18 protein-coding genes and 1 tRNA gene are annotated in these 21,262 nt (G+C 48.3%); 17 read left to right on the top strand and 2 right to left on the bottom strand.

The window, feature by feature from the left end; all coding sequences use genetic code 11:
* Window positions 1–220: 220 nt before the first annotated feature.
* A tRNA-Thr gene (locus WMO41_RS02145) sits at window positions 221–293 on the bottom strand.
* A gap of 173 nt (window positions 294–466) precedes the next feature.
* Between WMO41_RS02145 and WMO41_RS02150 the strand changes: the two genes are divergently transcribed.
* Both WMO41_RS02150 and pdxR read left to right on the top strand, forming a co-directional pair.
* Window positions 467–2,164 carry a glutamine--tRNA ligase/YqeY domain fusion protein gene (locus tag WMO41_RS02150; protein ID WP_349228423.1) on the top strand — a complete coding sequence of 566 codons (1,698 nt, stop codon included), beginning with the start codon at window positions 467–469 and terminating at the stop codon, window positions 2,162–2,164.
* Between the two features lie 17 nt (window positions 2,165–2,181).
* Window positions 2,182–3,582 (top strand): MocR-like pyridoxine biosynthesis transcription factor PdxR, encoded by a 1,401-nt coding sequence (gene pdxR / locus WMO41_RS02155; RefSeq protein WP_494338418.1) that lies wholly within the window; start codon window positions 2,182–2,184, stop codon window positions 3,580–3,582.
* Window positions 3,583–3,702: 120 nt separating this feature from the next.
* Here pdxR and WMO41_RS02160 read toward each other — a convergent pair whose 3' ends face one another.
* Window positions 3,703–4,317, bottom strand: a complete 615-nt coding sequence (locus WMO41_RS02160) for a hypothetical protein (protein ID WP_349228425.1) — start codon at window positions 4,315–4,317, stop codon at window positions 3,703–3,705.
* 284 nt (window positions 4,318–4,601) lie between these two features.
* On the opposite strand from WMO41_RS02160, the gene WMO41_RS02165 reads away from it, so the two are divergent.
* The 15 genes from WMO41_RS02165 (at window position 4,602) to ytvI (ending at window position 21,260) form a co-directional block, all read left to right on the top strand.
* Window positions 4,602–4,886 (top strand): co-chaperone GroES, encoded by a 285-nt coding sequence (locus tag WMO41_RS02165; protein ID WP_118529828.1) that lies wholly within the window; start codon window positions 4,602–4,604, stop codon window positions 4,884–4,886.
* Between the two features lie 39 nt (window positions 4,887–4,925).
* Entirely contained in the window at window positions 4,926–6,548 is a 1,623-nt protein-coding gene (gene groL / locus WMO41_RS02170) for a chaperonin GroEL (RefSeq protein WP_349228426.1), read from the top strand.
* A 289-nt stretch (window positions 6,549–6,837) separates the two neighbouring features.
* Window positions 6,838–8,292: an IMP dehydrogenase gene (guaB, locus tag WMO41_RS02175; RefSeq protein ID WP_349228427.1), complete on the top strand. Its 1,455-nt coding sequence runs from the start codon at window positions 6,838–6,840 to the stop codon at window positions 8,290–8,292.
* A gap of 162 nt (window positions 8,293–8,454) precedes the next feature.
* Window positions 8,455–8,961 carry a hypothetical protein gene (locus WMO41_RS02180; RefSeq protein ID WP_349228428.1) on the top strand — a complete coding sequence of 169 codons (507 nt, stop codon included), beginning with the start codon at window positions 8,455–8,457 and terminating at the stop codon, window positions 8,959–8,961.
* Complete coding sequence (locus WMO41_RS02185) at window positions 8,939–9,898, top strand: ABC transporter permease (RefSeq protein ID WP_349228429.1); 960 nt, start codon at window positions 8,939–8,941, stop codon at window positions 9,896–9,898. Before WMO41_RS02180 ends, WMO41_RS02185 begins: the two co-directional genes overlap by 23 nt.
* Before the next feature lie 63 nt (window positions 9,899–9,961).
* Window positions 9,962–10,831, top strand: a complete 870-nt coding sequence (cdaA, locus tag WMO41_RS02190; RefSeq protein WP_349228502.1) for a diadenylate cyclase CdaA — start codon at window positions 9,962–9,964, stop codon at window positions 10,829–10,831.
* The gene (locus WMO41_RS02195; protein WP_177292392.1) at window positions 10,809–12,167 is read left to right on the top strand and encodes a CdaR family protein; all 1,359 of its coding nucleotides are present in this window, start codon (window positions 10,809–10,811) and stop codon (window positions 12,165–12,167) included. The genes cdaA and WMO41_RS02195 overlap by 23 nt, the downstream gene beginning before the upstream one ends.
* 16 nt (window positions 12,168–12,183) lie before the next feature.
* Window positions 12,184–12,447, top strand: coding sequence for an HPr family phosphocarrier protein (locus WMO41_RS02200; protein ID WP_177292393.1), 264 nt, complete (start codon window positions 12,184–12,186; stop codon window positions 12,445–12,447).
* A gap of 81 nt (window positions 12,448–12,528) precedes the next feature.
* A complete protein-coding gene (gene ptsP / locus WMO41_RS02205; protein WP_349228430.1) occupies window positions 12,529–14,247 on the top strand; it encodes a phosphoenolpyruvate--protein phosphotransferase in 1,719 nt (572 codons plus the stop codon).
* Between the two features lie 82 nt (window positions 14,248–14,329).
* The gene (locus WMO41_RS02210) at window positions 14,330–15,619 is read left to right on the top strand and encodes an O-antigen polymerase (protein ID WP_349228431.1); all 1,290 of its coding nucleotides are present in this window, start codon (window positions 14,330–14,332) and stop codon (window positions 15,617–15,619) included.
* A 48-nt stretch (window positions 15,620–15,667) separates the two neighbouring features.
* A complete protein-coding gene (locus WMO41_RS02215) occupies window positions 15,668–16,867 on the top strand; it encodes a pyridoxal phosphate-dependent aminotransferase (protein ID WP_349228432.1) in 1,200 nt (399 codons plus the stop codon).
* Window positions 16,868–16,996: 129 nt separating this feature from the next.
* Window positions 16,997–17,671 carry an IS607 family transposase gene (locus WMO41_RS02220; RefSeq protein WP_349228503.1) on the top strand — a complete coding sequence of 225 codons (675 nt, stop codon included), beginning with the start codon at window positions 16,997–16,999 and terminating at the stop codon, window positions 17,669–17,671.
* Window positions 17,583–18,746, top strand: a complete 1,164-nt coding sequence (locus WMO41_RS02225) for an RNA-guided endonuclease InsQ/TnpB family protein (RefSeq protein ID WP_494338415.1) — start codon at window positions 17,583–17,585, stop codon at window positions 18,744–18,746. Before WMO41_RS02220 ends, WMO41_RS02225 begins: the two co-directional genes overlap by 89 nt.
* Window positions 18,747–18,940: 194 nt before the next feature.
* Window positions 18,941–19,999 (top strand): histidinol-phosphate transaminase, encoded by a 1,059-nt coding sequence (gene hisC / locus WMO41_RS02230; protein ID WP_349228433.1) that lies wholly within the window; start codon window positions 18,941–18,943, stop codon window positions 19,997–19,999.
* A gap of 148 nt (window positions 20,000–20,147) precedes the next feature.
* Window positions 20,148–21,260, top strand: coding sequence for a sporulation integral membrane protein YtvI (ytvI, locus tag WMO41_RS02235; protein WP_349228434.1), 1,113 nt, complete (start codon window positions 20,148–20,150; stop codon window positions 21,258–21,260).
* The last annotated feature ends 2 nt before the right edge of the window (window positions 21,261–21,262 follow it).

Raw genomic sequence — 21,262 nt, forward strand, 5'->3', positions numbered from 1 at the left:
AATGGGATTTTTGCCTGCAAGCCCATGTTTTCATACGGTCAGCGCAGTGAATGCGCAGACCTACTGAACAGTTACCTGTAATCAAGTAAAAACTGCCTGCAGGCCAGAGTCTGTCAGGCAGTTCCTGTCTGATTAGGATGTCTTCACGTGTCTTCAGATTTTTAGAAACAAAAAAGTCGAAAACCATTGATTTCCAAAGGTTTTCGACTTAAGATAAAAGAGCTGCTGACGGGAATCGGACCCGTGACCTCCGCACTACCAATGCGACGCTCTACCGACTGAGCCACAGCAGCGAACCTCATATAATATAGCATGGGGTTCTACAAATGTCAACACTATTTTCAAAAAAAGTTTAAAAAATTTTGGAAGCCATTTACCCCCTTTCCCATTTAAAGGAAATGTGTTATCATAAGTTATTATCATGCGGCCTGCAGAAGACGCCGCAAACAGTATGGAGGACTTCACGATGGAAAAAGAAAAAGAAGTTTTAGAGACAGCGGAAGAGAAAGAAGTTGTTTCCAAGAACTTTATTGAGCAGGAGATCGACAAAGATCTGGCTGAGGGTGTTTATAATCACGTTCAGACCCGTTTCCCGCCGGAGCCGAACGGTTACCTGCATATCGGACATGCCAAGTCCATTTTATTAAACTACGGTCTTGCCCAGAAATACGGCGGCAAGTTCAATTTAAGATTTGATGATACCAACCCGACCAAAGAGAAAACCGAGTTCGTCGAGTCCATTATGGCCGATGTCAAGTGGCTGGGGGCAGACTTTGAGGACAGACTGTTTTTCGCGTCCAACTACTTCCAGCAGATGTATGAGTGCGCGGTTCTCTTAATTAAGAAGGGAAAGGCTTTCGTCTGTGACCTGACTGCAGACCAGATCCGTGAGTACCGCGGTGATTTCACCACTCCGGGTAAGGAGAGCCCATACCGCAACCGCAGCATCGAGGAGAACTTAAAGCTCTTCGAGGAGATGAAAGAGGGCAAGTATCAGGACGGCGAGAAGGTGCTTCGCGCCAAGATTGACATGGCTTCCCCGAACATCAACATGAGAGATCCGGTTATTTATCGTGTGGCACACATGACTCATCACAATACCGGTGACGCATGGTGCATTTACCCGATGTACGACTTTGCGCATCCGATTGAGGATGCCATTGAGCATATTACTCATTCCATCTGTACCCTGGAGTTTGAGGACCACCGTCCGCTGTACGACTGGGTCGTGCGCGAGTGCGAGTTTGAAAATCCGCCGCGCCAGATCGAGTTTGCAAAGCTGTACCTGACTAACGTCATCACCGGTAAGCGTTACATCAAGAAGCTGGTAGAAGACGGTATCGTAGACGGCTGGGACGACCCGCGCCTGGTTTCCATCGCTGCACTGCGCAGACGTGGCTATACCCCGGAGGCTATCCGCAAGTTTGTAGACCTGGTTGGCGTATCCAAAGCAAACAGTTCTGTTGACTACGCGATGCTGGAGTACTGCATCCGTGAGGATCTGAAATTAAAGAAAGCCCGCATGATGGCAATCCTGGATCCGGTAAAACTGGTCATCGACAACTATCCGGAGGGCCAGACCGAGATGCTGGAGGTTCCGAACAACCTGGAGAATCCGGAGCTTGGCTCCCGTATGGTTCCGTTCGGCAGAGAACTCTACATCGAGCGCGAGGACTTCATGGAGGAGCCGCCGCGTAAATACTTCCGTCTGTTCCCGGGCAACGAGGTTCGCCTCATGAGCGCTTATTTCGTAACCTGTACCGGTTTTGAGAAAGACGAAAACGGCAATGTGACCGTAGTACACGCTACCTATGATCCGGCTACCAAGAGCGGTTCCGGCTTCTGCGAGCGTAAGGTAAAGGGCACCATCCACTGGGTTGCAGCTGAGACTGCAAAGCAGGTTGAAGTTCGCCTGTACGAGAATATCGTAGATGAGGAGAAGGGCAAGTTAAATGAGGACGGAAGCCTCAACTTAAACCCGAATTCTCTCACCATCTTAAAGAATTGCTATGTGGAGCCGGCTCTTGCAGAGGCAAAGGCTTACGACAGCTTCCAGTTTGTCCGCAATGGTTTCTTCTGCGCAGACTGCAAGGACAGCAAGCCGGGCGAGCCGGTATTTAACCGGATCGTTTCCTTAAAGAGCTCCTTTAAGATCCAGAAATAAGATTAGGGGATGAGATGATGGAACTTTTGATTCCGCTTGATTCCCGGTCAAAAAAACCACTGTATGAACAGATTTACTCCCATATCTGCGCGGAGATCCGGAGCGGCGCCTTAAAAGCGGGCGACCGTCTTCCCTCCACGCGGGTTCTGGCGGAGCATTTGAAAGTTAGCCGCAGCACAACGCAGATGGCCTATGACCAGCTGCTGGCCGAGGGATATATGGAAGCCCGGCCGTGCCGCGGCTATTTTGTCAGTCATCTGGAGGAACTGGTGGAGACCGGGTCTTCCGGCACTCTGGAGATGGAAACGACTTCGGAGCCGGATGCAGGGTGGCGTGTGGATTTTTCTCCGCGAGGCATTGATCTGGACAGCTTTCCTTATCATGTCTGGAGAAAGCTGAGCCGCAACACGCTGGTCGATGATAATAAAGAAATGTTTCATTCCGGAAACCATCAGGGGGAGCCGGGACTTCGGGAGGCCATCCGCAGTTATCTGCACTCGGCCCGCGGGGTTAACTGCAGCCCGGAGCAGATTATTGTGGGCGCGGGAAGTGAGTACCTGCTGATGCTGTTGTCCCAGATTTTAGAGGGAAAGCATGTGATCGCCATGGAGAATCCAACCTACAAACAGGCATACCGGGTGTTCCAGAGCCTTGGGTATGAGGTCTGTCCGGTGGAGATGGACGCAAACGGCATGGAGCCGGAGCTTCTGGCGAAGAGCGGGGCTAATGCGGCTTATGTGATGCCTTCCCACCAGTTCCCGACGGGAATCGTCATGCCAGTAGGCCGCCGCCAGGAGCTATTAAAGTGGGCGGTGGAAACACCGGACCGCTATATCATAGAAGATGATTACGACAGTGAATTCCGTTACCGTGGAAAACCAATTCCGGCGCTGCAGGGCATGGATCGGAGCGGACGGGTCATTTATCTGGGAACCTTTTCCAAATGTATTGCGCCGGCCATCCGTGTCAGCTATCTGGTGCTGCCGATGCAGCTGCTGGCACGTTACCGCAGCCAGACCTCCTTTTATGCATCCACGGTGTCGCGCATCGATCAGAACATTCTGTACCAGTTTTTGTCGGGCGGCTATTTTGAGCGCCATTTAAACCGCATGCGCGCCATCTATAAAACCAAGCATGATCTTCTGATGGAGCAGATCGAGCCACTCAGGGAACGGTTTGAAATCCGCGGGGAATACGCAGGCATTCACATTCTTCTGACCTCCCAAAAAGGAGAGTCGGAGGAAGAACTGATTCAGAAAGCAGCGGAAGCGGGCGTGAAGGTGTACGGACTGAGCAGTTACTTTATCCATCCGGAGCATGATCACCGGCCAGCCACGGTAGTGCTGGGGTACGCGAGCTTAAGCGAAGCACAGATTATGGAAGGAGTACGGCTCCTTATGGAATGCTGGGGAGCATAACGTACTGAAGTCGGCAGGCATGCCCCGGCGCAAGAATGTGCATGGCAGCAAAAAAGAAGCAGGACACAGAGTTATGAGAACTCCGTGTTCTGCTTCTTTCCTGTTTCAACTGTTTTCGTTTTACGCTTCGGTATCGTCACTGACGGTGGTAGCGGAAGCTTCTTCGACTGCGTTTTCCTCAGATGTAGCCTCTTTTTCTTCCACCGGTTTATCCTCCGGGGTGATATCCTCTGCTTTGTCAGTGGCTTCGGCCAGTTTCTCTGTGGTCTCTTCCACGGCGTCGGAGACGGTTTCTGCTGCGCTCTCCATGGCATCAGCTGTTTTGATGACAGCGTCCTCCACAGCACTTTCTGCCTTTTCTACGGTATCCTCCGCAACAACGGTGGCCTTCTGTGCGCCGTCCCTTGCAACGCTGACTGCTTCACGGGTGTTGTCTGCCACGATGGCAGCAGCATCCTTTACCATATTCTTTGCGGCGCTGGCAGCATCCTTTGCGGCGTTCATCATGTCGCCTGCGGCTACCAGAAATTCGTCCTTGTCTGCGTGAAGGGAAACATAATTGCGGCTCATGGTGCTGTCCGGCACTTCGGTGTCGTCTTCATCCTCAAAATCGTGGAAGTCTTCATCCAGTTCCTTATTAAAAGACCGGTATTTCGTCAGGTAAGAAATGCCGGCTGCAGCAGCGCCTGCAATGGTTAAGAGGGCTGCCAGTTTTCCAAAAGCTTTTTTTGCCATACCCCTGTACTCCTTTCTTTGAACATTCGCTGTGGGTCCATTCCCGGCAGTTACGAATATTCTTTATAAAAGTAATTTTAATACGAAGAGAGTAAAAAAGAAAGGGGAAAGTTATAAAAAATAGATAAAATTAGCACTCAACTATTGACAGTGCTAACAACTCGTGCTATAAATGGTAATGTACATCAGAGAGGGGATTTTAAGAACCCCTTAAATAAAGAAAAGTTTCGTTCACCGTGTGTGGACCGCAACGAAAAAAGATTCGATGTAAGGAGGAGTTATCCATGAAATTAGTACCGTTATTTGATCGGGTTGTATTAAAGCAGCTTGTGGCAGAGGAAACTACCAAATCTGGTATCGTACTTCCGGGCCAGGCAAAAGAGAAACCGCAGCAGGCAGAGGTAGTAGCAGTAGGTCCTGGCGGTGTGGTTGACGGCAAAGAAATCACCATGCAGGTAAAGCCGGGTGATAAGGTTATCTACTCCAAGTACTCCGGAACCGAGGTAGAGGTTGAGGACGAGAAATACGTTGTCGTAAAGCAGAACGACATTCTGGCAGTAATCGAGTAATACATCGCATATATTATAGAAACTGGAGGAATTTGAATCATGGCAAAGCAGATTAAATATGGCGTAGAAGCCAGAAAAGCCCTGGAAGCAGGCGTAAATCAGTTGGCAGATACTGTTCGTGTAACCCTTGGACCGAAAGGAAGAAACGTAGTTCTTGACAAGTCCTTCGGCGCTCCGCTCATCACCAACGATGGTGTGACCATCGCAAAAGAGATCGAGCTGGAAGATCCGTTTGAGAACATGGGCGCACAGCTGGTAAAGGAAGTTGCTACCAAGACCAACGATGTCGCTGGTGATGGTACCACCACCGCAACCGTTCTGGCACAGGCTATGATCAACGAAGGTATGAAGAACCTGGCAGCAGGCGCTAACCCGATCGTATTAAGAAAGGGTATGAAGAAAGCAACCGAGGCTGCTGTTGAGGCTATCGCAAAGATGAGCCAGCCGATCTCCGGACGTGAGAGCATTGCGCGTGTTGCATCTATTTCCGCAGCAGACGATGAGGTTGGCGAGATGGTAGCAGACGCTATGGAGAAGGTTTCCAAAGACGGCGTTATCACCATCGAGGAGTCCAAGACCATGAAGACCGAGCTTGATCTGGTAGAAGGTATGCAGTTCGACCGTGGTTATGTATCCGCTTACATGTGCACCGATATGGATAAGATGGAAGCAAATCTGGACGATCCGTACATCCTCATTACCGATAAGAAGATTTCCAACATTCAGGAGATCCTTCCGGTTCTGGAGCAGATCGTACAGTCCGGTTCCAAACTGCTGATCGTAGCAGAGGATATCGAGGGCGAGGCACTGACCACCTTAATCGTCAACAAGTTAAGAGGAACCTTCACCGTTGTTGGTGTTAAGGCACCGGGCTACGGCGACAGAAGAAAAGAGATGTTAAAAGACCTGGCTATCCTGACCGGCGGTACCGTTATCTCCGAGGAGCTTGGCCTGGAACTGAAAGATACCACCATGGAGCAGCTTGGTCGTGCGAAATCTGTTAAGGTACAGAAAGAGAACACCATCATCGTGGATGGCTGCGGCAACAAGGACGAGATCGCAGCAAGAGTTGCCCAGATCCGTGCCCAGATCGCAGAGACCACCTCTGAGTTCGACAAAGAGAAACTGCAGGAGCGTCTTGCAAAACTGGCAGGCGGCGTAGCAGTTGTACGTGTCGGCGCAGCAACCGAGACCGAAATGAAAGAAGCAAAACTCCGTATGGAGGATGCACTGTCTGCAGCAAGAGCAGCGGTTGAGGAAGGTATCATCGCAGGCGGCGGTTCCGCATATGTACACGTAACCCAGGAGATCAAGTCTGTTGTAGACGCTCTTGAGGGCGATGAGAAGACCGGCGGTAAGATCATCCTGAAAGCTCTGGAGGCTCCGCTGTTCCACATCTCCGCAAACGCAGGTCTGGAAGGCTCCGTTATCATCAACAAGGTGAAAGAGTCTCCAGTAGGCTATGGTTTTGATGCATACAAGGAAGAGTATGTAGATATGATCAAGGCTGGTATTCTTGATCCGGCTAAGGTAACCAGAAGCGCACTGCAGAACGCAACCAGCGTAGCATCCACCCTTCTGACCACCGAGTCCGTAGTAGCCAACATCAAAGAAGAAACCCCGGCAATGCCAGCAGGCGGCGGCATGGGCGGAATGATGTAGTGAGCGCGGGGTTCACGAGTTTACCTCGGCAGGCAACACCCCAATCCAACAAACTCACAGGCGAAATCACCCCATCGGGGCGGTTTCGCCTGCTTTTTTTGAACAAAAATATACGCGGACAATTTCCTTACAGAAGTATTTGACAAGCGGACAGAAATTTGCTACAATATGCAATTAATAAGTCCAATAGATCTAACGACATCGAAATATTAGTTGCGCTAATAATGAAAACACGATTGTCATGGAATCTTTATGAACACAAAAACCAAAGAAAGAGAGGAAACGAATAATGGGTACAATTATTGGTGAGGGCATTACGTTTGACGATGTGCTCCTGGTGCCGGCTTATTCCCAGGTTATTCCGAATCAGGTAGATTTAACCACTTATCTGACCAAGAAGATCAAACTGAACATTCCGCTTATGAGTGCGGGCATGGATACCGTTACAGAACACCGTATGGCAATTGCCATGGCGCGTCAGGGTGGTATTGGTATCATTCACAAAAACATGTCAATTGAAGCGCAGGCAGAGGAAGTAGACAAGGTAAAACGTTCAGAGAATGGTGTCATCACGGATCCGTTTTTCCTCTCCCCGGAGCATACCTTAAAGGACGCAGACGAGCTTATGGCGAAGTTCCGCATCTCCGGTGTGCCGATCACAGAGGGTCGCAAGCTGGTTGGTATCATCACCAACCGTGATTTAAAATTTGAGGAGGATTTCTCCAAGAAGATCAAGGAGTGCATGACTTCCGAGCATCTGGTTACCGCCAAAGAGGGCATCACCCTTATGGAAGCAAAACGCATTCTGGCTAAGGCAAGAGTCGAGAAACTTCCGATTGTAGATGATGACTTCAACTTAAAGGGACTCATCACCATCAAGGATATTGAGAAACAGATCAAATATCCGCTGTCCGCAAAGGACGAACAGGGACGCCTGCTCTGCGGCGCTGCTGTTGGTATTACTGCCAATGTTCTGGACCGTGTGGAAGCACTGGTGAAGGCTCATGTCGATGTTGTTGTTCTGGATTCCGCTCATGGACATTCCGAGAATGTTCTGCGCTGTGTCAGAATGATCAAGGAAGCTTATCCGGATCTTCAGGTTATCGCAGGTAACGTGGCAACCGGTGAAGCAACCAAAGCCCTGATTGAGGCTGGTGTTGATGCAGTTAAGGTTGGTATCGGACCTGGTTCCATCTGTACCACCCGTGTCGTTGCAGGTATCGGTGTTCCGCAGATCACCGCTGTTATGGACTGCTACGCAGTCGCAAAAGAGTACGGCATCCCGATCATCGCAGATGGCGGTATCAAGTACTCCGGAGACATCACCAAGGCCATCGCAGCAGGCGGCAATGTCTGCATGATGGGAAGCATGTTCGCCGGATGTGACGAGAGCCCGGGAACCTTCGAGCTGTATCAGGGAAGAAAATACAAGGTTTACCGTGGTATGGGTTCCATCGCAGCCATGGAGAACGGAAGTAAGGACCGTTACTTCCAGTCCGACGCGAAGAAGCTGGTTCCGGAAGGCGTTGAGGGCCGTGTGGCATACAAGGGCATGGTAGAGGATACCGTATTCCAGATGCTTGGCGGACTTCGTTCCGGTATGGGCTACTGTGGAGCAAAAGACATCCCGACCTTACAGGAGACCGGACGTTTCGTAAAGATTTCCGCAGCATCCTTAAAAGAGAGCCATCCGCATGATATCCACATCACCAAAGAGGCTCCGAATTACAGCGTAGACGAATAAAAGACCGTGTAACTGTGAGGGTACTGAACAGTTACAAGACCGTTACAAAACAGACAAAATAAGTTGTGAGAATACCGCCGTGTTTTACATGGCGGTATTTTTGTGTTATACTGAAAATATAGGAAAAAATGCGTCTTGAACGGTGGCATTGACAGAATAATTATGGTACAATGTAACGAGCTGACGAACAGCGGACGCAAAAAGAAAATGGAGAACGACTTTATGCTCAATGAAGACAAAATCAAACTGATGACAGGAATTGCCCTGTTTGAAAAGCGGGAGGGAAAACATATTTTTCCGGCGAACCGTTATTTCCGCAGTGATTATATCAGCGGACGCATACTGCGCTCCTTTTTTGCTTATACCGTATGCTTCATTTTATGCGCGCTCATGTGGGTGCTTTACAGCATGGAGCGTCTTTTAAATGTAATGGAACTGGATGAGGTTGTCGGCGCAGCCAAAGCAGGCGCGGCTTTGTATGTGGCCGGTCTGGTGCTGTATCTCATCATCACCTGGATTGTCAGCAGCAAACGCTACGAATACGCAAGGCGTGGCATGCGGGTCTACATCGCAAAGCTGAAACGGCTGGAGAAACGCTACGACGTTCAGAGCCGGACCAGAGAACTGACAAAGGAGGGCAGCCGCTATGATGATGTTTCTCGTGCTTAAAGAACGGCTGAAATCATTTTACGGAAAATACGCGACACCGGTAAACGGCGTCATCAAATTTTTATACAGTCTGGCGGCTATGGCCCTGTTAAATGGAAACATTGGCTATCGCCCGGAACTTACGGGGCCGGTGGCTTTGCTGGCAGTGGCGCTTGTGAGCGCGTTTCTGCCTTATGGAGCAATTGGATGCCTGCTTGGAGCCGTCATGCTGGCGCATATCTATGCGGTATCCATGGAGACCGCGCTGATCGCGGCGGTTATCCTGATCATCCTCATCCTGCTGTATTACGGATTTCAGCCGGGAGACAGCTTTTGGCTGGTGCTGACACCTATGGCATTTCTGCTGAAGATTCCGTTTGCGGTTCCGCTTCTGGCGGGGCTGTCGGGAAGTCTTCTCAGCGTGGTTCCGGTGGGCAGCGGCGTTGTGATTTATTACATTATTTCCTATGTAAAGCAGAACGCAGGTGTGCTGACCAATGACGCATCGGTGGACATTACCCAGAAGTTTGTACAGATCATCCGCGGCCTTCTTTCCAGCCAGGAGATGGTGGTCATGATCATGGTATGTGTGGTTGGTATTCTCTGTGTATATCTGCTCCACAACATGTCACTGGATTACGCATGGGAAATTGCCATTGTAACCGGAACCATCGCGCAGCTGGTAGCGGTATTTGTGGGAGATTTCCTCTTCCATGTTTCCATGCCGGTCCCGGAGCTTCTGATCGGGGCGCTACTTTCCCTGGCAGTGGCTCTGCTGTATCATTTCTTCGTGTTTACGGTAGATTACACACGGACAGAATACGTACAGTACGAGGACGATGATTACGTGTACTATGTAAAGGCTGTGCCGAAGGTGGCAGTAGCGCGGACCGATGTAAAAGTACAGCGCATCAACAATCCGGCCCGCGGTAGACATGACCGCAGGGCAGGAGAATAAGTGGTATTAATATAGAATAGAAAGCGAGGACCAGGTATGACTGGCATATTCCAGGATTTGGAGATGGTTTTTCAGGGCATGCGCTCCTGGATCTCCTTTTTGCCAAGAATTACAGTTTCTAATTTGACCGAGATCATCATACTGACGATCCTGGTATATTATGCATTGTTATGGATCAAGAGTACCAAAGCCTGGTATCTGCTGCGGGGCATTGCCATGATCATGGCATTCGCGGTAGCGGCAGCCATCTTTCACTGGGACACGATCCTCTGGATTCTGGGAAGAACGGGCGGTATCGCGGTAACGGCGCTGGTAATCATCTTCCAGCCGGAACTGCGTAAGGCTCTGGAGCAGCTGGGAAGCAGAAATCTGATCTCTGAGATTTTTTCCCTTGAAAGCAATCAGGAAAATCAGGGCTTTACTGACCGCACAGTCAATGAAATCGTCAAGGCAACCTTTGAGATGGCCAAGGTGAAGACCGGAGCCCTCATGGTTATTGAGCGGAACGTTTCCCTGAAAGAGATTGAGCGTACCGGTATTGAAATCAACGGACTGGTCAGCAGCCAGCTCCTGATCAATATTTTTGAGCACAACACACCGCTTCACGATGGCGCGGTAGTAATCCGCGGAAACCGTGTCACGGCGGCAACCTGTTATCTGCCGCTGTCCGACAACATGACCATCAGCAAGGATCTGGGAACCAGACACCGCGCTGCGGTTGGCATCAGTGAGGTCACAGACAGCCTTACCGTGGTCGTATCCGAGGAGACCGGAAGAGTTTCTGTGGTAGAAAACGGCAGACTCAGAAGAATCTCCACGGCAGAAGACCTGCGCAGGGCACTGGCGGTAGCAGAAAATCAGGAAGAGAGCAATGGCACACTGTTAAAGATCTGGAAGGGAAAACGCAGAAATGAAAGAAAAACTGATAAATAATCTTGGACTTAAGATTCTTTCCTGTTTTCTGGCATTTTTTGTGTGGCTGGTCGTTGTGAATGTCTCCAATCCGGAAGTGACCGGAAGCAAGGAAGTACCGTTGGAGATTGTAAACGAACAGGTACTGACCAAGGCAGGAAGAACCTATGAACTTGGCGGAAAAGATACGGTAACGGTATATTTTGATGTGCGGACAAAAGATGCCTACAAGATTCGTTCCTCAGATTTCCGTGCTTATGTAGATCTGGCGGAGCTGTATGATGTGACCGGGTCTGTTCAGGTAAAAATCGAAGTATTGAATAACAAGGAACTGGTTTCCAATGCGGAAAGCCGCCCGGGCGTAGTGCGCATTCAGACAGAAGAACTTCAGAGCAAGCAGTTCTCACTGATCATGAACACATACGGAAATCTGGCGGAGGATTACGCAGTGAATAAAGCGGTTCTGACACCGGACCATGTAACTGTGGAAGGTCCGACCTCCCAGGTTGGCCTGATCAATCATGTGGGAATCGAACTCAATGTAAATGGACTGGAAAGCAGCACGGATGGTACAGCAGAGCCGGTGTTTTATGATGCCAATGGCAACGAAATCACAGTCAGTGACCGCGTGAGCGTGAATCCGTCAGAGATTCAGTACAGCCTGGAAATCAGCAAGGTAAAAAACCTTCCGCTTGATTTTGAGGTGACAGGAACCGCAGCTTCCGGTTATCAGTATACCGGTGTGGAGAGCAGTGCGAAGAGTGTTTCCGTGCTCGGCCTGAAAAACAGCCTGGCATCGGTGAACAAGATCACCATTCCTTCCTCTGTGCTCAGTGTTTCAGGAGCAACGCAGGATAAGGTGGTGACCGTCAATCTGAATGATTACCTGCCGGAGGATGTAACACTGGCCAATGCGGATGACGCGAACGTAACCATACGCCTGAAGGTAGAACAGCTCACTACCAGGATGATAAGCCTGAGTGAGTCGGATATTTCCATGGAAAATGGCGCAGATTATTATCATTACCATCTGTCGCCAGCGCGGATTGAGGTGAAGCTTCAGGGACTGAAGGAGGATCTCGATACCTTAAAGGCAGCCGATTTAAAGGCGGCCATCAACCTGTCCGGCATGCAGCTGGGAAACCATAACGGAACCCTGAATATGAGCGGACTTGGAAAAAACTTTAAACTGATTTCCGTTTCCGCGTTTACCGTGGAAGTTACAGCGGGTGGCCCTGCCGCGCAGCTGGAACAGACAACCGCGGCAGAGGAAGAAACCACCGAGACAGAAACCGGAGCGGAAAACGATATTACAAAGTCGCAGAATACAGAGACAAACGGCGCAAATGCCGGCTGACAGAAAGAGGGATAACATGGTTAGCAGAAAAATTGTTATCAAAAACGTATCAGGACTTCATCTTCGCCCGACCGGGGTGCTTTGCAATGAAGCCATCAAGTACAAATCATCCATCAAATTTCATTTTGGCAACACCACATCCAACGCAAAGAGTGTACTCAGTGTGCTGGGAGCCTGCATCAAATGCGGCGACGAGGTAGAGTTCATCTGCGAGGGTCCGGATGAGCAGGAAGCTCTGGACGGGATCATTGGAGTAATCGAAAGCGGTCTTGGGGAGTAAAAGACCACAGAGAGATGATATCCGCGAAATCTGACTTTGCGGTTTCATATACAAATTAATAATTAATAAGGAGGACGTATCATGTTAAAGGGTACTAACGCTTCTTCTGGTATCGGCATTGGGAACGCTGTGATCGTAGAAGAAAAAGAACTGGTGATCAAACGGGAGACTGTCCGTGACGCGGCAGCAGAGGTGGAGCGTTTTAAGGGCGCGCTCGACCTGACTCTTAAGAAAACGGAGGAGCTTGCGGCAGATCTCGCGACCAGAGTAGGGGAGAAGGAAGCAGAGATCATGCAGGGCCACATGATGCTTCTGATGGATCCGATGCTGACTGGAGAGATTGAGACGGCGATTACCGGGGAGAGCATCTGTGCGGAATATGCCATTGAGCAGGTCTGCACCACCTACGCGGATTTGTTCGCGTCCATGGATGACGAACTGATGCAGCAGAGAGCAACTGACATGCGGGATATCAAGACTCGTATGCAGCGGGAGCTGCTTGGCGTAGAGAGCGTGGATATCGCATCCCTCCCGGCAGGAACCATTCTGGTAGCAAAGGATCTTACCCCATCCATGACAGCAGGAATCAAGCCGGAGAATGTAGCCGGTATTGTAACTGAGCTTGGTGGTAAGACTTCCCACAGCGCGATTCTGGCCCGTGCTCTGGAAATTCCGGCCGTGGTAGCGGTACCGGATCTGATGAATCAGGTAAAGAACGGCCACGTGATTGTTCTGGATGGCAGCGAGGGAACTGTCTATATAGATCCGGATCAGAACGTGGTGGATGATTTCTCCGCAAAGCGTGAGAAATTCCTGAAAGAGAAAAAAGAACTGGAACAGTACATCGGAAAGCCGACTGTGACCAAAGACGGCGTGCGCATTGAATTGGTTGCCAACATTGGCAAGCCGGAGGATCTGGAAAAGGTACTCCAGTATGACGGCGAGGGCGTAGGCCTGTTTCGTACCGAGTTTTTATTCATGGACCGCACGGCTATGCCGACGGAAGAAGAGCAGTTTGAGGCTTACAAGACGGTGGCAGAGGGCTTAAAGGGCAAGCCTGTTATCATCCGTACCCTGGATATCGGCGGAGACAAAGAGATTCCATATATGGGACTTACCAAAGACGAGAATCCGTTCCTGGGCTACCGGGCCATCCGTTTCTGTCTGGACCGGAAGGACGATGTATACAAACCGCAGCTTCGCGCCCTGCTTCGTGCCAGTGCCTATGGCAACATTAAGATCATGGTGCCAATGGTAACCTGCATTGAGGAGCTTCGCGAGGCAAAGGCCCTGATTGAAGAAATCAAGAAAGAACTGGATGAACAGAACATCCCATATAAGAAAGATATTGAAGTTGGTATCATGGTGGAGACCGCTGCAGCATCCCTGATGGCAGATGTGTTTGCGAAGGAAGCAGCATTTTTCAGCATTGGAACCAACGACCTGACCCAGTATACCATGTCCGTGGACCGCGGAAATGACAAGGTTTCTTACCTGTATTCCACCTTTAACCCGGCGGTGCTGCGCAGCATTAAGCGCATTATCACCTGTGGCCGTGAGGCCGGTATTATGGTGGGCATGTGCGGTGAGGCAGCAAGCGACCCGCTTATGATTCCACTGCTTCTGGCCTTTGGCTTAAATGAGTTCAGCATGAGCGCATCTGCCATTCTGTATTCCAGAAAGCTGATTACCGGATACAGCACCCAGGAGCTTCAGGCGGTTGCGGACAAGGCAATGAGCTTTGCCACCGCGGCGGAGGTAGAGTCGTACATGAGGGAATTTATGGCTGGTCAGGCTTAAACAAATATACTGGCTGTCACCTGCGCTGCAGGCGGCAGCCATTTATAAAAAGAAGAAAACACATTCACGAGGAGAGACGATCATGGCAGTTTATCTTATCTGTTATCTGGCATCTTATATACTGGCCCGGTTTGGTCATTACCTGATATCCGGCCTCCTGCTTCTGGCAGCGGCAGGCTGGCTTTATATGGAGGATTACCGGAAATATAAGAACCTGATCCATCTGCGTGGTCTGTTCTCTCTGTTCTGGGTTGGAGGAGAGGGCCTTGCCTGTCTGAAGCTTAGCAGCTTACAGACCGACTGGTCGAACATGACCTGGTTTTGTCTGTTTCTGGCGTTCATAGGGTTCTGGCTGGTTTTCGAAATTCTGGTCCGCGTGTACGGTTCCGGTTACGACGGCTATGGCAGGTGGAGAAGCTTTTCCGGGGACCCCAGGCCGGTTTTTGCCATGATCTGTGGCCTTACCGTATTATCTCTTGGATGCTTTGTCGCAGAGGCAGTTATACTGGGCTATGTACCGCTGTTTTTGCGCGGGGTTCCACATGCATACTCAGAATTCCATCTCACGGGAATCCATTATTTCACGGTATCCTGTGTGCTGGTTCCGTCCCTGACGGTGCTTTATGTTCATATGCGCAATGGACGGGGAAGCGAGAGACTTCTCCTTGCGGCGCTGGTCATGACAGCCATCTCCCTGCTGATCCCGATTCTCTGCGTATCCCGTTTCCAGCTGGTGTTCGCAGTGCTGCTGGCAGCATTTACCTACATTTCCTTGCAGAAACTGTTCCATCCGGGCTGGCTTTTCGGACTTTTTGTGGTAATGATTCCGTTTTATCTGATTCTGACGGTGGCAAGGAGTCACAACATTGAATATCTGAACGGGATTTTTGAGATGAAGAACGCCTCTATGCCGATCTTCGTCAGCCAGCCATATATCTATATTGCGAATAACTACGATAATTTCAACTGCCTGGTGGGCGCGCTTCCAGGGCACAGCTTTGGCCTTAAGGGGCTGTTTCCACTGTGGGCGCTGTCGGGGCTGAAGTTTTTCTTTCCTCAGCTGATCAATTTTCCGATTTATGTGGACAAGACCGAGCTGACGACCCTGACGCTGTTCTACGATTCCTATTATGATTTTGGATGGATCGGAGTACTTCTTTTTTCCTGCGTTCTGGGAGCGATTGCCTATATTCTGGTGGTGAAACTCAGGGAAATGCGAAATCCGCTGGGATATCTTCTGTATGCGCAGTTTGCGGCATATCTGATGCTGTCCTTCTTTACCACCTGGTTTTCCAATACAACCACCTGGTTTTATCTGATCCTGACCGGGATCATGGCTTTGTTTTACCATCTGCGGGCAAGCCGCTGGTAAATAAATGGAATATGAACTACGAAATACTGCGATGAGGAGGATATGGAAATGATTTCGAAAAAAATGAATCCGCTGGTCCAGAATAATTCTGTGATCCGGGTAATGTTTGAAGAGGGAAAACGCCTTGCAGCTATTTATGGTGCGGAAAATGTTTACGATTTCAGCCTTGGAAACCCGAATGTACCGGCTCCACAGGAGGTGGAGGATTCCATCCTGGAAACGTTAAAGGAGGAGGATTCCACTTTCATTCACGGATATATGAGCAATTCCGGCTATGAAGATGTGCGGGAGACCATCGCGCAGGATTTGAACCGCCGTTTCGGCACAAAATTTGGTCAAGGGAACATCCTGATGACGGTAGGCGCGGCCAGTGGCTTAAACATCATTTTAAAGACCATTCTGGATCTGGAGGATGAGGTCATGACCTTTGCGCCATATTTCGTAGAGTATGGAAACTATGTGCGTAATTACGATGGCAGGCTGGTTGTGGTATCTCCGAATACCGTAGATTTCCAGCCGAATCTGGAGGAGTTTGCAGAGAAGATTACCGCGCGCACCAAGGCGGTCATCATCAATACTCCGAATAACCCGACCGGTGTCATCTATTCTGATGAGACTCTGACCCGTCTGGCAGATATTCTCCGTGTAAAGAGCGCAGAGTTTGGAACCGAGATCGTGCTGATTTCCGATGAGCCTTACCGGGAACTGGCATACGATGGCGCAGTGGTTCCGTATGTGACAAAGTATTACGCAAATACCGTGGTGTGCTACTCCTACAGTAAGTCCTTGTCTCTGCCGGGTGAGCGTATCGGCTATCTGGTAATTCCGGATGAACTGACCGACAGCAAAGAGGTTTTTACGGCTGCAACCATTGCAAACCGCGTCATTGGCTGTGTCAATGCGCCGTCTCTGATTCAGAGAGTGATCAAGCGCTGCATCGAAAAGGGTGCTGCTGTGAATCTGAGTGCTTACGATAAGAACCGGAATCTGTTATACAACAGCTTAAAGGAATTCGGATTTGAATGTATCAAACCGGAGGGTGCTTTTTATTTGTTCGTGAAAGCTCCGATTGCGGATGACAAAGCATTCTGCGCACAGGCCCAGAAACACAATCTGCTGCTGGTACCGGGAAGCTCTTTTGCATGCCCGGGGTATGTGCGGATTGCTTACTGCGTATCTTATGAGCAGATCGAGCGTTCCCTGCCGGCATTTGAGGCAGTGGCAAAGGAATATGGATTGAAGAAATAATCGCTGAAATGATCCGACTTCACAGCAAAACGACAGACAGGAGGACACTTTAAATAACTGAATAAGTTGTCAAATATGATAATATGTGTTTAAATGTACTCATGGAGGTATACTATGAATACATCAAATATCACAAATTACAAACCAAAAGATTTTGCTGAATTGCTAGGTGTTTCTGTCAAAACGTTACAGCGTTGGGATAGAGAAGGAACTCTAAAAGCAAAACGTACTCCAACTGATAGGCGTTATTACACTTACGACCAATATCTTCAATTCAAAGGCATAAATACAGAAGATGATACGCGTCAAGTTGTCATTTATGCCAGAGTCTCTACAAGAAATCAAAAAGATGATTTACAAAAACAAGTCACATTTCTACGACAGTTTTGTAATGCTAAAGGTATTATCGTAGACCAATGTATTGAAGATTATGGGAGCGGTCTTAATTACAATCGCAAGAAATGGAACGAATTATTAGATGAAGTAATGGAACAGAAAATCAAAACCATTATCGTAACTCATAAGGATAGATTTATCCGATTTGGCTATGATTGGTTTGAAAAATTCTGTATGAAGTTCAATACAACCATAGTGGTAGTAAACAATGAAGAACTATCGCCTCAAGAAGAACTCGTGCAGGATATTGTTTCAATACTCCATGTATTCTCTTGTAGGTTATATGGACTTCGTAAATATAAAAAACAAATAGAAAGGGATGAGGAAATTGCTAAAGAGCTTCAAGACGGAAATAAATCCAACAGAAGAGCAGAAAATCAAGATACGCAAGACGATAGGAACTTGTAGGTACATCTATAACTTCTATCTTACTCATAATAAAGAACTTTATGATAATGGCAAAAAGTTTATGAGTGGTAAATCGTTTAGTGTCTGGCTTAACAACGAGTATCTTCCAAACCATCCAGAATATTCTTGGGTTAAGGAAGTAAGTTCAAAATCTGTAAAGCATTCAATCGAATGTGGGTGTACTGCTTTTACAAGATTTTTCAAACATCAGAGTGCTTTCCCTAATTACAAAAAGAAAGGTAAATCTGATGTGAAGATGTACTTCGTTAAGAATAATCCAAAGGACTGTATTTGCGAAAGGCATCGTATCAACATTCCAACTTTAGGTTGGGTACGTATCAAAGAAAAGGGATACATTCCAACAACCAAAGATGGATATATAATCAAAAGTGGTTCAGTTTCAATCAAAGTTGACAAATTTTATGTTTCCGTTCTTGTGGAAATTCCTGATGGCCAGATTGCTAATAACTCTAACGATGGAATTGGTATTGACCTTGTTTTAAAGGATTTCGCTATTGTTTCCAATGGTAAAACGTATAAGAACATTAACAAATCTGCAAGATTAAAGAAACTTGAAAAGCAACTTATTCGAGAACAAAGGTGTCTCTCTCGAAAGTATGAAAACTTAAAGAAAGGAGAAGTCACTCAAAGAGCAAATATACAGAAACAAAAGCTCAAGGTACAAAAATTTCATCATAAGATAGATAATGTCCGTACGGATTACATTAACAAGACAATCGCTGAGATAGTAAAAACCAAACCATCTTATATAACGATTGAGGACTTAAATGTAAAAGGAATGATGAAGAACCGACATCTTTCAAAAGCCGTTGCATCACAGAAGTTTTATGAGTTTAGAGCAAAACTTCAATCTAAATGTAATGAAAACGGTATTGAGTTAAGAGTAGTAGCCAGATGGTATCCATCTTCAAAAATGTGCCACCGCTGTGGTCGCATCAAGAGAGATTTAAAACTTTCGGATAGAATTTACAGATGCGAATGCGGTTATGTTGAAGACAGGGACTTTAATGCTGCGCTTAATTTGAGAGATGCTATAACTTACGAAGTTGCATAGTCAAACGCAAACGTAAGCATGTACCGAAGGCTTATTCGGGAATTAACGACTGTGGAGTGTACAAGAACCTGCAAGTAGATATGATTTCGGTCAATCAAAAGCATACACGATGAAGCAGTAAGTAGAGTTCGTGAGAACCTATATTATCTCGATGTGCGTCTATTTACACACATTTTGAGTGGCAGGACACGAAAATGAGAGCATGGGAGAGTAATATTCGTAAAGTAGTTCCTTATGTACCGGGGGAGCAGCCGAAGGGGGACCGGCTGATCAAGTTAAATACCAATGAAAATCCATATCCGCCAGCGCCTGGAGTGGCTGAGGCACTGAAACATATGGACATTGACCGTTTCCGCAAATATCCGGATCCAACCGCGTCTGATCTGGTGCATGCACTGGCAGAATATTACGGTGTGGGTGATGACCAGGTCTTTGTGGGGGTTGGTTCCGACGATGTCATTGCCATGAGCTTTCTGACCTTCTTTAACTCGGAAAAACCGGTGTTATTCCCGGATGTGAGCTATTCTTTTTATAAAGTGTGGGCAGATCTGTTTGCCATTCCATATGAGACTCCGGCCCTGGATGCGAATTTCTGTATTCACCCGGAGGATTACTACCGGGAAAACGGCGGCGTGATCTTTCCAAACCCGAACGCGCCGACCGGTCTTCTGTTGTCCTTAGAAGCTGTGGAGGATATGATCCGCCATAACCAGGATGTAGTGGTGATCGTAGACGAAGCATATATTGATTTTGGCGGCAAATCCGCTCTGGAACTGATTAAAAAGTATGAGAACCTGCTGGTGGTGCAGACCTTCAGCAAATCCCGTTCCATGGCAGGCATGCGTATTGGTTTTGCCATTGGTCATCCGGATCTCATCAAGGCGTTGAACGATGTAAAATATTCCTACAACTCCTACACCATGAATATGCCATCTCTGATCCTGGGAACGGAGACGGTAAAGGATGATGTGTATTTTAAGGAGACTGTGCAGAAGATCATCGATACCAGAGAGTGGTCCAAGACCCGTCTGACAGAGCTTGGCTTTACCTTCCCGGATTCCATGTCAAACTTCATCTTTGCTTCCCACAACCGGGTATCGGCAAAGGAGCTGTTTGAAGCGCTGAAAAAGCAGCAGATCTACGTGAGGTATTTTGACCAGCCAAGACTTTCTAATTATCTGCGCATCAGCATTGGTACGCGGGAGGAGATGGAAGCATTATTTGCGTTCCTGGAGAAGTATTTGGCGCAGTAAATCATATATATGGGTATGAAAATGGGAATATCGGGGAAAAGTATGAAAGCGATCAACCAGTTCATCGACGGTGTCAATCGGAAATGGATTTTTGTTCGTGACTGTGAAAACGTTGCACAGCCGCGACTGAAATTAAGAAGGTGATTGTATGGACAGACGTTATGCCCGTTTGATTTTGAATATTGTGATTCCGGCAGTGGAGATTTTGCTGGTCTGCCTGCTTGGAGCAAAGCTTCTGAAATTTTTCATGCCCTTTGTGATCGGATGGATCATAGCCATGATTGCCAATCCGCTGGTACGCTTTCTGGAAAGCCGGGTAAAAATAGTGCGGAAACACAGTTCCGTGCTGATCGTGGTGGCTGTGCTGGCCCTGATTATCGGATTAAGCTATTTTCTTGTGTCCAGACTGATTTTGCAGGCAGTGGAGCTGGCAAAAGATCTTCCGGTATTGTATGATGCGCTGTCGGCAGACCTTCAGGAGATTTCTGTCCGGTTTGCCAGCCTGTTTTCCAGACTGCCGGAGCAGGTGCAGACAAACTGGCAGGAGCTGGCTGGAAGCATCAGCCATGCGGCCAGTCTGGTTGTGCAGAAAATCGCCTCTCCGACTGTAGAAGTTGCCGGAAATGTTGCAAAAGGAATTCCGAACGCGCTGGTCAATGTGATTGTGACGATCCTTTCTTCCTATTTCTTTATTGCGGAGCAGGATAAAATCGTGGAATTCTGGAAAAAACATTTGCCGGAGAGTGTCAAAGGCTATGGTCGTTATCTGAAAAATGATGTTAAAAAACTGATTGGCGGATATTTTCTGGCCCAGTTCCGCATCATGTTTGTGGTAGCGGTCATTCTGGTGGTTGGATTTCTGGTGCTTGGAATCAAATACGCGTTTCTGATTGGTGTACTGGTGGCAATCCTTGATTTCCTGCCACTGTTCGGAACCGGAACCGTGCTGATTCCCTGGGCACTGTTCAAGCTTTTGTCGGCGGATTATCCGCTTGCAGCCGGCCTGGCTTTGCTCTATGTCCTGACCCAGGTCATTCGCCAGGTCATCCAGCCCAAAATCGTAGGAGATTCCATGGGTCTGCCGCCGCTGTGGACCCTGGTGTTTCTGTATCTTGGCTTTAAGATTCATGGAATATCCGGCATGATCATCGCGGTGCCGATCGGAATCTTTGTGATGAATCTGTACCAGTACGGGGCGTTTGATGGAATGATAGAGAGCGCGAAGGAGCTGGGGGAGGAGATTCGGAAGCTCAGGAAATAAAA

It is taken from the genome of Ventrimonas faecis, from assembly GCF_040096075.1.
Taxonomy (GTDB): Bacteria; Bacillota; Clostridia; order Lachnospirales; family Lachnospiraceae; genus Brotaphodocola; species Brotaphodocola faecis.